Genomic DNA, 13,958 nt, shown 5'->3' with positions numbered 1-13,958 from the left:
GCAGCCTGTTGCATGCACTTCACTATAAGGCATGATTCTGAGCGGGCTTATTTTGGCTACATTCGCCCCCACGCGTTGAAAAAATCTCGGTGAGTTTTACACTTGCCTAGGCTCGGCGCGGCGCTCTCAGTCGGCCGTCACTGGACCGACACGCCTCATTTTTCGACCAAGACGGAAGGACCACGATGACCTCGGCCCAAAACGAGTCTCAGGCGCTTGGCGATCTCGGTGCCCGGCAGCTCGCGAACGCAACAAAGACTGTTCCGCAGCTCTCGACGATCACCCCGCGCTGGTTGCTCCATCTGCTCAGTTGGGTGCCGGTGGAAGCCGGTATCTACCGGGTCAACCGGGTGGTCAACCCCGAGCAGGTCGCGATCCACGCCGACGAGGGCGTCGGTACTGAGGAGCCGTTGCCCGAGACGTACGTCGACTATGAGACCAACCCCCGCGAGTACACGCTGCGGACCATCTCCACGCTGCTCGATATCCACACTCGGGTGTCCGACCTGTACTCCAGCCCGCACGACCAGGTGACGCAGCAGCTGCGGCTGACCATCGAGACGATCAAAGAGCGCCAAGAATCCGAACTGGTCAACAGCCCCGAGTACGGTCTGCTCGCGCAGGCGACTCCCGAGCAGACCATCAAAACGCTGGCCGGTGCTCCCACGCCCGATGACCTCGATGCGTTGATCACCAAGGTCTGGAAAACGCCCAGCTTCTTCCTGACACACCCACTCGGCGTCGCCGCGTTCGGTCGCGAGGCCACCCGTCGCGGCGTGCCGCCGGTGGTGGTGAGCCTGTTCGGCGCACAGTTCATCACGTGGCGCGGGATCCCTATCATCCCGTCGGACAAGGTGCCGGTGGAGAAGAGCAAGACGAAGTTCATCCTGGTGCGCACCGGCGAGGAGCGCCAGGGCGTCGTGGGGCTGTTCCAGCCCGGCCTGGTCGGCGAGCAGGCGCCGGGGTTGTCGGTGCGGTTCACCGGCATCAACGAATCGGCGATTGCCCGATACCTGGTCACGCTCTACACGTCTTTGGCTGTGCTGACCGACGACGCGCTCGCCGTGCTCGATGGCGCCGCCGTAGACCAGTTCCATGCCTACAAGTGAGTACCGAGCGGTAGACGCCGAAAGCGACTTGCCCATCAGCGCTGCAGAACTCGCCGTGCTGGCCAACCAGCTTTATGCGGCCAGCGTCCGTCCGGGATTCGACAGTCCGCCGCAGTCGGCACCGGTCGCGCCGCGCGGCAACGTGCCGGACACCACGGCGGCCGCCTCGGCCGGGCAGACCGTGGCGGGCGCAGCGGATGCGTACCCAACGCCGGTCCCGCTGGTGGGTGCCGGGGACATCTACGTCCCGGCTCCGACGTCTCCCGAACCCGAACTCCCGCCGCAAACGGTGCCGGTCGCCCCGCGCGGCAACGTACCCGACACGACGGCCGCGCCGTCGGCGGCCGAAACGACAGGCAGCGTCGCGGATCCCTATTTGCCGACCGGCGATCTGGCCGCCTTCGCAGTGCCGACCGAGGGCATCGTGCCCACGGTGCCCGGGGTGTTGGCCGGCACAGTGCCGACGGTCCCGGTGGCTCCCCGCGGCTCAGCGCCGTTCTGGTTGCCGGAGGCTCCGTCGGTGCCCGAGCTGGGCTGGTCTGATGCGCCGCCGGTCGCGCCGCATGCGGCGGACGGCGACGAACACAACTATCACTTCCTGACCGCGGCCGACCCGGTGCCCCAGTTGCCCGACGAGCACGAGGTTTTCGACGTCAACGCCGTGCGGGCGGACTTTCCGATCCTGAAGGAGACCGTCCACGGAAAGCCGCTGATCTGGTTCGACAACGCGGCGACCACCCAGAAGCCGCAAGTGGTCATCGACCGGCTGTCGCATTTCTACGCCCACGAGAACTCCAACATTCACCGCGCCGCCCACGAGTTGGCGGCGCGGGCCACCGACGCCTACGAAGAGGCGCGCGACACGGTGGCCGAATTCATCGGCGCGCCGTCGGCCGACGACATCGTCTTCGTGCGCGGCACCACCGAGGCGATCAACCTGGTGGCGCACGCCTGGGGCGGCAAACACCTGCAGCCTGGCGACGAGATCGTCATCACGCATCTGGAGCACCACGCCAATATCGTTCCCTGGCAACTGATTTCACAGAAAACGGGAGCGATCCTGAAGTGGGCGCCGATTGACGACGCGGGCAACCTGTTGCTGTCGGAATTCGAGGAGCTGCTGGGTCCGCGGACCAAGCTGGTAGCCGCCAGCCAGGTCTCCAATGCGCTGGGCACGGTGGTCCCGGTCGACAAGATCGTCGAGGTGGGTCACCGCTACGGCGCGCGGGTGCTGATCGACGGCGCCCAGTCGATCCAGCACATGCCGGTCGACGTCGCTGAACTCGGCGCGGATTTCTTCGTGTTCTCCGGGCACAAGATCTACGGCCCCACCGGGATCGGTGCGCTCTATGGCACCGAGGAAGCGCTCACCGAAACACCGCCGTGGCAGGGCGGCGGCCACATGATCGCCGACGTCACGACGGAACGTTCGCTGTATCAGGGGCCGCCGACCAAGTTCGAGGCCGGCACCGGCAATATCGCCGACGCCGTCGGGCTTGCCGAGGCATTGCGCTATGTCGAGCGGTTGGGCATTGAGCGCATCGCGGCCTATGAGCACGCCTTGCTCGAGTACGCGACACCGCGGCTGGCTGACATTCCCGGCGTTCGCCTCGTCGGCACTGCAACCGAGAAGGCCAGCGTGTTGTCGTTCGTACTGGCCGGACACGAGCCGCTCGAGGTGGGCAAAGCGCTCAACGCCGAAGGCATCGCGGTGCGCGCGGGCCACCACTGCGCCCAGCCGGCACTGCGGCGCCTGGGACTCGAGGCGACCGTTCGCCCGTCGTTCGCGTTCTACAACACGTTCGAGGAGATCGACGTCTTCCTCAACGCGGTACGCCGGATCGCGGAGGGCGGCACCAACGTCGGCTGAGCCCTTCGACCGAAGGGCCTGTTCGCACGACGTATTCGGCTCAGCTGAGCAACGAATTGCTTGGCGACGCCTGGGCTGATCGTCGGGTGGTATCGCGCTGGTCAGATTTCTTCTGGTTGATTCCAACCCTCGCACCGATGGCGCGATATCCGTAAGTTTCCGACGTGGTCTGTGTGTGCAGTCAAGAAGCGGCGTCGATGTCGCGCGGCCGCACGCGTCCATACCTGCAGATAGCCGGGTGACCCAAAGCTTTCCCCTTCAGACAGAGGAGCGCGATGAGCCGTATCCATTATCGGCAGGACGAGCAAATCCGATGAGCGCTTTGGTCACAGCAAAACCAGCAACCGCCCGAAACGACTTTTTCGTAGCTAACCTGCAATTACTGCGTTCGGTCGCGCAGTGGCCGTTGACTCTACGTAAGGCGCATGAGCAAATTTCGCTTATGCTCGCTCATGTCGAATATGTCGACTTTCCGGACCGAGAGTCCACTAATCCGGACACGGGGCATCGGGGCGGGGACAGGATGAGATCATTGTCACGCCGTCATGGCTACCGGCGGATCGGGTAGGCCGGTGTCCACAATCTCTTCAGCGCTGACCAAATCAGGTGCTGCCTGGTCGAAGCCCGCCATCGCCGTGGGCGATTTCGTCGTCCTGGCCGGCGAAACTTTCGCCGCCATGTTCCGCCGACCCTTCGCCTGGCGCGAGCTGATCGATCAGATCTGGTTCGTGGCAAGGGTTTCGATCGTCCCGACGGTGGTGTTGTCGATTCCCTACACCGTCTTGATCGTTTTCACGTTGAACATTGTGCTGATCGAGGTCGGGGCCGGCGACCTGTCCGGTGCCGGTGCAGCGCTTGCTTCGGTCACCCAGGTGGGCCCGGTGGTCACGGCGATCGTCGTCTCGGGCGCGGCCTCCACCGCGATGTGCGCTGATCTGGGCGCCCGGACAATTCGCGAGGAGATCGACGCGATGAAGGTCATCGGCGTCAACCCCATCCAAGCCCTGGTGGTGCCCCGCGTGATCGCCGCGACTTTCGTTGCGCTGATGCTTTATTCGGTGGTCGCGGTGGTGGGACTCTCGGGGAGCTACTTTTTCGTGGTATACGTCCAGCACGTCACGCCGGGGGCATTCGTGTTCGGCATGACACTGCTCACTGGCCTCCCTCAGGTGATCGTATCTCTGGCCAAGGCAACACTTTTCGGTCTCTCAGCCGGTCTGATTGCTTGTTATAAGGGACTGTCGGTCGGCGGCGGGCCGACCGCCGTCGGCAACGCCGTCAACGAGACCGTGGTGTTCGCATTCATGGCCCTGTTCCTCATCAACATTTTGGCCACCGCATTCGGTGTGAAGGTGGCTCCATGACCGCGACAGAAACGGACGAGACCGTACCCGGCAACCAAAGCCGGCCTCGGGCGGTCGGCGCAACCCCGAGACGTAAGGAACGCCAACGCAAGACCGCGGAGGATGAGCGCAAACCCCTACCCGGCAGCGAGGCCCTGGCTCGAGTGGTCGACGCGACCCGGACTCTCGGTGAGCAGACGGCCTTCTATGGCAACGCGCTCAGATTCACCGTCGACGCCGTCCGCCGCTACCCCGGGGAGGTGCTGCGGCTGATCGCCGTCATGGGGATGGGCACCGGGGCGCTCGCCGTCATCGGCGGCACGGTGGTCATCGTCGGATTTCTGACGCTGACCACCGGCGCGTTGATCGCCGTACAGGGCTACAACACGCTGTCCAACGTCGGGATCGAGGCCCTCACCGGATTCCTGGGGGCTTTTCTCAATGTTCGATTCATCGCGCCGGCAACTGCGGGCGTGGCGCTGGCCGCCACCATTGGTGCCGGGGCGACCGCGCAACTCGGGGCCATGCGCATCAACGAAGAGATCGACGCGCTGGAGGCGATGGCCATCCGGCCGATCACTTACCTGGCATCAACCCGCATTGTGGCGGGAGTTCTAGCGGTCATCCCGATCTACACCGTTGCCGTACTGATGTCGTTCCTGGCGACCCGGTTCGGCACGACGATCATCTACGGGCAGTCCCGCGGCGTGTACGACCACTACTTCTCGTCGTTTCTGCACCCCACTGACATGTTGTGGTCGTTCAGCGAGGCGCTAGCGATGGCGGCCGCGGTGATGGCGGTGCACACCTACTACGGGTACACGGCGACCGGCGGTCCGGCCGGCGTCGGCGAGGCGGTCGGTCGCGCGGTGCGCACCTCGATTACCGCCGGGGTTTTCATCCTGCTGACCATCACACTGTCGGTGTACGGGCAGTCCGGCAACTTCCACCTGTCAGGGTGACGGCATGAGCAACGCGCCCCGGCGGGGGGGAATCGATCCGATTTGGTGGGCCCCGGTGCTGCTTCTCGTAGTCGTCGCAGTGAGCACTCTGACCGCACTGATGTTCTCCGGAACACTACGCAAAACCATCCCGCTCACTGTCATTTCGGACAGAGCCGGCCTGGTCATGGAGGACGGCGCGAAGGTGAAGTTGCGCGGCGTCCAGATCGGTGAAGTGGCGACGGTGGATTCCTACGCCGATCCGGCCGGCACCCATCTTTCCAAGCTGAAACTGAAGATTTTCCCGAATGAATTCCGTTACCTACCAAGCAACGTCGAGGCAGAGATCAAGTCAAGCACCGCGTTCGGTGCGAAGTACGTCGATCTCATCGTTCCTTCTGACGGCGCCAGCCATCGACCACTAGTAGCGGGTGCTGTATTACGCAGCCGCAACGTGACCGTTGAGGTCAACACCGTGTTCGAGAACCTTGAGTCGATAGTCCGCGCCATCGACCCGGCGAAGTTGAACGGTGTGCTGTCGGCCGTGGCGGAAGGGGTGCGTGGCAAGGGTGATCGCATCGGTCAGGCGATCACCGAAGGCAATAGAGCCCTGCTCGCCGTGAACCCGAAAATGCCTACCGTTCGGCGAGATTGGCAGCTATTCGGCAAGACCACCCAGGCGTACTCGGATGCGGCACAGGACATCCTGGCGACCCTGGATTCGGTTTCGACGACGAGCGTCACGATCGCGAAAAATAAGACCGCGCTCGACGAGGTGCTTCTTGCCGCGATCGGATTCGCCGACTCGGGCGTCAACACGATCGGCGGGAATCAGCCGAACCTGATCAGCGCGATCAACCTCGTGGCGCCCACCTTCGAGCTGCTGAACAAATACTCGCCGACCTACACCTGCACGTTCCAGGGAGCCCAGTGGTACCTGGAGCACGGCGGCAGAGACGCAATGGGGGGCAACGGCAAATCCCTCATGATCGACGGCGGGCTGCTATTCGGCGACGACCCGTACCGCTATCCCGACAACCTGCCTCTCGTACAGGCCAAGGGCGGCCCCGGTGGAAGGCCGAGTTGTGGCTCGCTGCCCGACGCGAGCGCGAACTTCCCGGTGAAGTACCTGGTCACCGACACCGGATTCGGTACCGGCTTGGATATCCGACCTAATCCCGGCATCGGCTTCCCCGGTTACAACAACTACTTCCCGTACACCAAGGGGACACCGCAGCCGCCGTGGATTCGCTTCCCCGGCCCGCCGGCACCAGGCTTGGCGCCGGCCTACCCCGGACAACCTCCGTCCGGGGCGCCGGACTATGCGGGGGCCGCGACGCCGCCGGCGCCCCCTGCACCGCCCGGACCCTGACCGCCGAACGAACAAGGAACAGCGATGAGACGCAGGACCATTCGCGCTGCTACGCGTGTGGCGTTGTTCACCGTTGTGTGCCTTGTCTTCGTCTTCATTCTGGTGACAGTGTTCGGGCAGTTCCGGTTTGACACCCGCTCCTCCTACAGCGCGGTCTTCTCGAATGTCTCAGGCCTCAAAGGCGGCAACTTCGTCCGCATCGCCGGCGTCGAGGTGGGAAAGGTCAAAGGCCTCAAGCTGCGGAAGGATGGGACGGTCAACGTCGACTTCGCCATCGACAGGGGGCTGACGCTCACTGAAGGGACCAAGGCGGCGGTGCGCTACGAAAACCTCATCGGCGACCGCTATCTGTCGCTCGAAGAAGGCGCTGGCTCGACGCGGAAGTTGTTACCAGGAGCCACGATTCCGTTGGCTCGGACTTCTCCCGCGCTCGACGTCGACGCTCTCATCGGCGGCTTCCGGCCGCTGTTCCGGGCGTTGGATCCCGATCAGGTCAACGCATTGTCCGGCCAGTTGCTCAGGGTGTTCCAGGGCCAGGGGGCCACGATCTCGTCGGTGCTTGGCCAGACGTCTGCGCTCACCACCACGCTGGCCAACCGGGACAAGCTCATCGGCGACGTGATCACCAACCTGAACACCGTGCTGCACACCTTCGGCGCTCGGGACAAACAGTTCTCAGACGGCCTGGGCAAGCTGTCTCAACTTGTCGGGGCACTAGCCGAACGTAGGACCGATATCACCAACAGTGTGGCCTACATCAACGCCGCGACGGGATCCGTTGCCGACCTGTTGACGACCGCTCGCCAACCGATCAGGGACACCGTTGTGCAAACCGACCGGTTCGCAGGGCAAGTCGAGGCCGATCACGACTACGTCGATGACCTTGTCAAAACCCTTCCCGACGCCTATCAGGTGCTGTCCCGCAACGGTCTTTACGGCGATTACTTCGGCTTCTACATCTGCGATGTGATTCTCAAGCTGAACGGAAAGAACGGCCAGCCGGTGTTCGTCAAGCTGGTGAGCCAAGCTAGTGGGCGGTGCTTGCCCAAATGACCTCGGTGACAAGCGCTTTGAAGGACAAGCTGAAGCGGCGCAGTATCAAGCCGCTCGCCGACCGCAACCGGATCACGGTCGGAGTGGTCGGGATCCTCATCGTTGTTGCCTTGGTGGTCGCCGTCTTCTCCTACGACAAGATCCCGTTCATCAGTGGCAAGTCGAGTTATACCGCATATTTCACCGAGGCCGGTGGGATCAAGTCGGGCAGCGACGTGCGAGTGTCAGGACTCTCCGTCGGCAGGGTGTCCAGCGTCAAACTGGATGGGACGAAGGTGAAGGTCAGCTTCACCGTCGACGACGACGTCGCCCTGGGGGATCGCACCGAGGCGTCAATCAAAACCGAGACCGTGCTCGGCACCAAAATGCTGGAGATAACCCCACGTGGTGACGGCAAACTGAGCGGCGCCATCCCGGTTGAGCGAACCCGCTCGCCCTATGACCTACCGACCGCGCTGGGCGACTTGACCAGCACCATCAGCGCTTTGGACACCACGAAGCTGTCCTCGGCGCTCACCACATTGGCCGATACCTTCAAGGACACCCCACCCGACCTGAAGGTCGCGCTGGAGGGGGTGGCACAGTTCTCCAGCACGCTCGACGACCGTGACGCCAAACTGCGCAACTTACTGGGCAACGCGAACAAGGTCACCGCGGTGCTGGCCAAGCGCAGCGATCAGATCGCCGGCCTCATCGTCAACGCCAACGCGCTACTGGCCGAGCTTCTCACGCAACGCAACGCGGTCGACGCGTTGATGATCAACCTCGGCGCCGCGGCGCGGCAGATATCCGCCGTGGTGAACGACAACCGGACGCAACTGAAGCCGGCCCTGGACAAGCTCAACGGTGTGCTGTCGATTCTGGACAACCGCAAGCAGGAACTGCAGCGCACGTTGTATCTGCTTCCGAAATATGCGATGTCGTTCGGCGAAGTGCTGGGATCCGGGCCCTTCTTCAAGGCCTCTTTGGTCAACCTGGCACCGGGACAACTCGTGCAGCCGTTCACCGACGCGGCGTTTTCCGATTTGGGGCTTGATCCCAATGTGCTGCTGCCGTCGCAACTTACCGACCCGGGCAACGGCCAGCCCGGTCTACCGCCGCTGCCGCCACCCTATCCTCGCACCGGGCAGGGTGGCGAGCCGAGACGGTCGATACCGGATGCGATCACCGGGAACCCGGGCGATCAACCGTGCAGTGCGCCCGGCAGGCCGGGAGCCCCTGGCTGCTACCCGTACCGGCAGCCGCCGCCGGCGCCGCCCCCGGGTGGGCCTCCTCCAGGGCCCCCGGCGGATCTGAAGCCACCGCCCAAGCCGACGCCGGTGTATGTGCCGGCGCCTGGCGAAGTGCCTGCGAGCGGGGGTCACTGATGGCGTTCGCCAATGTCGGCACGTGGATTGGGAACCATCGACGCGCCGTGACGATCGGGACTGCGGTCAGCCTGGTCCTGACCCTGCTCGTCGGGATCAGCATGATGGTCACGCCGTGGTGGAAGAGCGTGAACAGAAACACCTACGTCGCCTACTTCAGCAACACCAACGGCATCTACACCGGCGACGAAGTTCGTATCCTCGGCGTCGCGGTGGGGACCGTGGAGCAGATCGACCCGCAACCCCAGGCGGCAAAGGTCACGTTCACCGTTGACTCGGAGTACCCGGTGCCCGCCGACGTCCGCGCGGCGATCCTGTCGCCGTCACTGGTCACCGCGCGGGCGATTCAGCTCGTTCCGGTCTACTCCGGTGGTCCGAAACTGGCTGACGGCGCGACCATTCCCGAGGAACGAACCGCAGTTCCCGTCGAGTGGGACGACCTGCGCCGGCAGCTGGAGAAGCTGACCGACTCCCTGCAACCCACTACCAAAGGTGGGACAAGCCCCCTGGGCGAATTCATCAACACCTCAGCGGCCAACTTCCGCGGCGAAGGTGATACCGCGCGGGACACCGTCATCAAGCTCTCCCAGGCGGTTTCGGCGCTCGGCGACCACAGCACCGACATCTTCAGCACGGTGCGCAACCTGCAGCTGTTTGTATCCGCGCTGACCTCGAGCAGTGACTTGCTGGCCTCGTTCAACAAAAACCTGGCCAACGTCACAACGGTGATGACCAATACTCCCAATGAGTGGGGACAGGCGATGCAGGGCTTGGACACTGCCGTCAACGACCTGCGCCCCTTCGTCGCCGACAACCGAGAGGCCATCGGCACCACCTTCGACCACCTCAACGCCATCACCGCGGCGCTGAACGACAGCCGTCGTGACATCAAGCAAACCCTGCACGTTGCACCGGACGTCTTCCAGAACTTCCTCAACATCTATCAACCGGCGCAAAGCGCGGTCACCGGGATTCTGGCGCCGGTGAACTTCGCCGACACCGTCCAATTCCTCTGCGGTTCAATCGAGTCCGCATCCCGCATAGGGGCAAAGCAGTCAGCGCGACTGTGTGAGCAGTATCTGGCTCCGATCATGAAGAACCGCCAGTACAACTTCCCGCCGATCGGCCTCAACCCATTCGTGGGTGCCTCGGCACGGCCCAACGAGATCACCTACAGCGAAGACAAGCTCAATCCGCACATACCGCCCCCGGGTGCCCAGCCCGCCAACGACACCAGCGCAGCACCTTCGTCGCCCCAAGCGCTGCCAGGGGGCAGCACACCGCCACCGGCGGCCGTGGTTCGCTCCACCGACCCTAGCCAGGGTCTGCAAGGATTGATGGTGCCTGCGCCGGCACCCGTGCCACCGAGAGGCACGCCGTGAGACGCACAGTGGTCGCAGGGCTTGTCGTTTCATGCTTGTGCATGCTGACGGGTTGTGGCTGGAAGGGCCTCAACACGCTGAAGCTGCCGGGAACCGAGGGCATCGGCAAGGGCGCGTACACCATTCAGGCGCAGTTGCCCGACGTGGTCGTCATCCAGCCGAACACCCGGGTACGTGTCGCCGACGTCAACGTCGGCAACGTCACCAAGATCGAGGTTCAGGACTGGCATGCGTTGGTGACCATGCGGATCAACGGCGATATCCATTTGCCGGCGAACAGCACCGCCAAGGTGGGCCAGACCAGCTTGCTGGGGTCCATGCACATCGAGTTGGCGCCGCCGACCGACGAGCCACCGCAAGGTGAACTCAAGAATGGCTCGGTGATTCCACTCTCGAGAGCCGCGACGTATCCGACCACCGAGCAGACCCTCGCCTCGGTGGCGATTCTGCTCAATGGCGGCGGGCTGGGTCATATTCAGGAGATCACCCAGGCGTTCGCAACGGCCTTGACCGGCCGTGAAAAGGAAATGCGCAGCCTGCTGAGCCAACTGGATATCTTTATTACCCAGCTGCACGCTCAGACCGACGACATCATCACGGCGACCGAAAGTCTCAACTCGTTGGTCGGCCAGGTGGCCCAGGAGGATCAAACGGTCGACAAGGCGCTCACCACGATCCCGCAGGCGCTGGGTGTGCTGTCGGATTCACGAACGAAATTGGTGAACGCGATCGATGCGGTGGGCAAGTTCAGCGCCGTCGCCGCCTCGACGATCAATCAGACCAAAAAGTCACTCACGGACAATTTCCGCAACCTTGCTCCGGCCCTGCGGGAACTGGCTAACGCCGGGCCTGCTCTCACCAAAGGTCTGGATTTCCTGTCGACGCTCCCGTGGGTGAAGAGCACCGCCCCCAACTGGTTTCGGGGTGACTTCGCCAACATCACGCTCGTCGTCGACCTGACCCTGAGCCGCCTTGACAGCGGTTTCTTCACCGGGTCGAAGTGGGAGGGAAACCTCACCGAACTCGAATTGCAGTGGGGCCGCACCATCGGCCAGATGCCCAGCCCATACACCGCTGCCAACCCGTTGATCGCGCCCTACCACTGGGGGGGTTACTAGCATGGCGCGTTCGAGCACGCTGCGCCTGTCGCGTCGGGTGTGGACACAGTTGGCGATCCTCGCGTCGGTCACCATCATCGCCATCGGCGTCATGGCGTTCGGCTTCGTGAAACTGCCCGCGCTGTTGGGAATTGGCCGATACACGGTGACGGTCGACCTTCCGTCCTCCGGTGGGTTGTATCCGACGTCGGTGGTCAACTATCGCGGTAGCGAAATCGGCAGCGTCAAATCGGTCGATGTCACCCGCGACGGGGTTCGCGCCGTTCTTTCTCTCAACTCCGGCATCGCGGTACCTTCCGACGTGACCGCCGCAGTCCACAGCCGCTCGGCGGTCGGTGAACAGTTCCTCGAGCTGACACCACATTCCGGCAGCGCCGGCTACACCGGCCCGAAACTGCGCGACGGCGACGTCATTCCGGTCGGCAAGACACAAGTTCCCGTCGATATCGGATTCCTGCTCGACGCAACCAACAAGGCTCTGCAGGCGATTCCGCAGGACAATCTGCACACCGTCGTCGATGAAGCCTCCAAAGCCGTCGCGGGTTTGGGGCCGGACTTGTCCCGTCTCGTCGACGGTGGCACGGCGCTGGCGATCGACGCCGGCAAGACCAGCGATACCTTCTCCAAACTGATTGACGAGTTCCCGCCCGTCGCCGAATCCCAAGTGCGGACCAAAGATTCGATCGCGACCTGGGCGCGGCGGGTGAACGCGATCACTAGCCAGCTCAAGGCACAAGACAGCTCTTTCGCCGATCTGCTCAACGTTGGCGGCCCAGCACTTGATGAAGGCACCGCGCTATTCGACCGGCTGGCGCCCACGCTGCCGGTGCTACTGGCCAACCTGGTCAGTCTGGGCAAGATCGCGGTGGCCTACCGAAACGATCTCGAGGAACTGTTGGTTCTCTTTCCGCAGGGTACCGCGGTGATGTCGTCGATAATCGTGCCGGACATGGTTGACAAGCAGGATTACCGAGGCATCTACCTCGACTTCAACTTGAACCTCAACCTGCCGCCACCATGCAACGCCGGATTCCTTCCGGTGCAACAGCAGCGGATCCCGGTCAGGCAGGACTATCCCGACCGGCCCGCCGGTGAGTTGTACTGCCGCATTCCGCAGGACTCCGACATGAACGTCCGCGGTGTTCGCAACGATCCCTGCGAGACCAAGCCGGGGAAGCGCGCCCCGACGGTCGAGATGTGTGAAAGCGACGAGCAGTACGTCCCGCTCAACGACGGTCTGTTCTGGAAGGGTGATCCCAACGCCACGTTGAGCGGCCAGAGTGTGCCGCAGTACCCCAAGGGCGGCGCACCGTATTCACCGGGCGAGCACTGGCACCCACCCGCTGACTCGGCGGCACGGCCGCCGGTCGCCATCCCCTATGACCCGGCGACCGGAAACTACGTGGGCCCCGACGGCCGCCCCTACACCCAATCCGACCTGGCTTTTACTTCGAAAGGCAAGACATGGCAGAGCATGATGGTGCCGCCGAAAAAGCCGAATCCGTAGACGCCGCTGAACTCGTCGACGCGGAAAGCGCCGCCGACGAGCTCAATGCGGAGGATATCGACGCCGATGATACTGAAGACGTCGCGGACCAGGACACTGAAAAGTCAGCACGGCAGTGGGTTTCGGGCACCCGAGGCTTGATCGCGGCGGGTGTTGCCGCCATCCTGGCCTTGGTCGGGTTAGGGGGCTGGCTGGTCTACCGCGTGCACGAAGACAACCAGGTGCAGGCGCAGCGCAACCTGTACGTGCAAGTCGCGCGGCAGACCGCGATCAATCTCACCACGATCAACTACACCGAGGTCGATGCCGACATCAAGCGGGTCCTGGACTCGGCGACCGGCGCCTTTCACGATGAATTCCAGGACCGGTCGCAACCATTCGTCGAGGTCATCAAGAAAGTGCAGTCGAAATCGGAAGGCACCATCGCCGAGGCGGGGCTGCTCTCCTCTACGAAAGACCAAGCGCAAGTGCTCGTCGCGGTAGCGGTCAAGACGTCAATGGCCGCAGCGCCAGCAGACCAAGAGCCCCGCAGGTGGCGGATGCGCCTTACCGTCGACAAGACAGGGGATAGCGGCAAGGTGTCGAAGGTTGAGTTCGTGCCGTGAGCAACAGCCGAACCGCTCTCGTTGCGCAAGAGGAGGACTCCGCGATCTCCGGTGACGCTGATCCGGTCGCCGACGAGCTGCCGCCCAACGACGTTGCCGAGCGCGATGACTTGGCCGACGCGGCGGAGGCGGCCGACGACGCAGAATCACTTGACGTCGACGAAGGAGTGGCCGACGACGATGCGGAAGGAGCGCCGGCCGAGCAAGGCGCCCGGTTCTCCTGGGCTCGTCTGTTGGCTGCGGCACTGCCCGCGCTGGCATTGGTTTTGGCTCTGGGGGTCGGTTACTTGA

The 13,958-nt window shown here is 63.6% G+C and carries 11 protein-coding genes and 1 pseudogene; all 12 read left to right on the top strand.

Annotated features, from left to right (window positions below; genetic code table 11):
• Positions 1 to 185: 185 nt before the first annotated feature.
• On the top strand, positions 186 to 1,109 hold the full coding sequence (locus VNW74_RS10925) for a family 2A encapsulin nanocompartment shell protein (RefSeq protein WP_325676621.1): 924 nt from the start codon (positions 186 to 188) through the stop codon (positions 1,107 to 1,109).
• Positions 1,096 to 2,979: a family 2A encapsulin nanocompartment cargo protein cysteine desulfurase gene (locus tag VNW74_RS10920; RefSeq protein WP_325676620.1), complete on the top strand. Its 1,884-nt coding sequence runs from the start codon at positions 1,096 to 1,098 to the stop codon at positions 2,977 to 2,979. Before VNW74_RS10925 ends, VNW74_RS10920 begins: the two co-directional genes overlap by 14 nt.
• Positions 2,980 to 3,656: 677 nt before the next feature.
• The gene (locus tag VNW74_RS10915; protein ID WP_325676701.1) at positions 3,657 to 4,343 is read left to right on the top strand and encodes an ABC transporter permease; all 687 of its coding nucleotides are present in this window, start codon (positions 3,657 to 3,659) and stop codon (positions 4,341 to 4,343) included.
• Complete coding sequence (locus tag VNW74_RS10910) at positions 4,340 to 5,284, top strand: ABC transporter permease (RefSeq protein ID WP_325676619.1); 945 nt, start codon at positions 4,340 to 4,342, stop codon at positions 5,282 to 5,284. The genes VNW74_RS10915 and VNW74_RS10910 overlap by 4 nt, the downstream gene beginning before the upstream one ends.
• A 4-nt stretch (positions 5,285 to 5,288) precedes the next feature.
• The gene (locus VNW74_RS10905) at positions 5,289 to 6,635 is read left to right on the top strand and encodes an MCE family protein (protein ID WP_325676618.1); all 1,347 of its coding nucleotides are present in this window, start codon (positions 5,289 to 5,291) and stop codon (positions 6,633 to 6,635) included.
• Between the two features lie 24 nt (positions 6,636 to 6,659).
• Positions 6,660 to 7,688: an MCE family protein gene (locus VNW74_RS10900; protein ID WP_325676617.1), complete on the top strand. Its 1,029-nt coding sequence runs from the start codon at positions 6,660 to 6,662 to the stop codon at positions 7,686 to 7,688.
• A 44-nt stretch (positions 7,689 to 7,732) separates the two neighbouring features.
• The gene (locus VNW74_RS10895) at positions 7,733 to 9,055 is read left to right on the top strand and encodes an MCE family protein (RefSeq protein WP_414686656.1); all 1,323 of its coding nucleotides are present in this window, start codon (positions 7,733 to 7,735) and stop codon (positions 9,053 to 9,055) included.
• A complete protein-coding gene (locus tag VNW74_RS10890) occupies positions 9,055 to 10,437 on the top strand; it encodes an MCE family protein (RefSeq protein ID WP_325676615.1) in 1,383 nt (460 codons plus the stop codon). The genes VNW74_RS10895 and VNW74_RS10890 overlap by 1 nt, the downstream gene beginning before the upstream one ends.
• Positions 10,434 to 11,555 (top strand): MCE family protein, encoded by a 1,122-nt coding sequence (locus tag VNW74_RS10885; RefSeq protein ID WP_325676614.1) that lies wholly within the window; start codon positions 10,434 to 10,436, stop codon positions 11,553 to 11,555. Before VNW74_RS10890 ends, VNW74_RS10885 begins: the two co-directional genes overlap by 4 nt.
• A gap of 1 nt (position 11,556) precedes the next feature.
• On the top strand, positions 11,557 to 13,062 hold the full coding sequence (locus VNW74_RS10880) for an MlaD family protein (RefSeq protein WP_325676613.1): 1,506 nt from the start codon (positions 11,557 to 11,559) through the stop codon (positions 13,060 to 13,062).
• On the top strand, positions 13,020 to 13,667 hold the full coding sequence (locus tag VNW74_RS10875; RefSeq protein WP_325676612.1) for a hypothetical protein: 648 nt from the start codon (positions 13,020 to 13,022) through the stop codon (positions 13,665 to 13,667). Before VNW74_RS10880 ends, VNW74_RS10875 begins: the two co-directional genes overlap by 43 nt.
• Positions 13,664 to 13,958, top strand: a pseudogene (locus tag VNW74_RS10870) (hypothetical protein); the annotation flags it as partial. The gene VNW74_RS10875 and the pseudogene VNW74_RS10870, both read left to right, overlap by 4 nt.

It is taken from the genome of Mycobacterium sp. (assembly GCF_035570115.1).
In the GTDB taxonomy this organism is placed as follows: domain Bacteria; phylum Actinomycetota; class Actinomycetes; order Mycobacteriales; family Mycobacteriaceae; genus Mycobacterium.
This window is presented reverse-complemented; position numbering and strand designations above follow the sequence as displayed.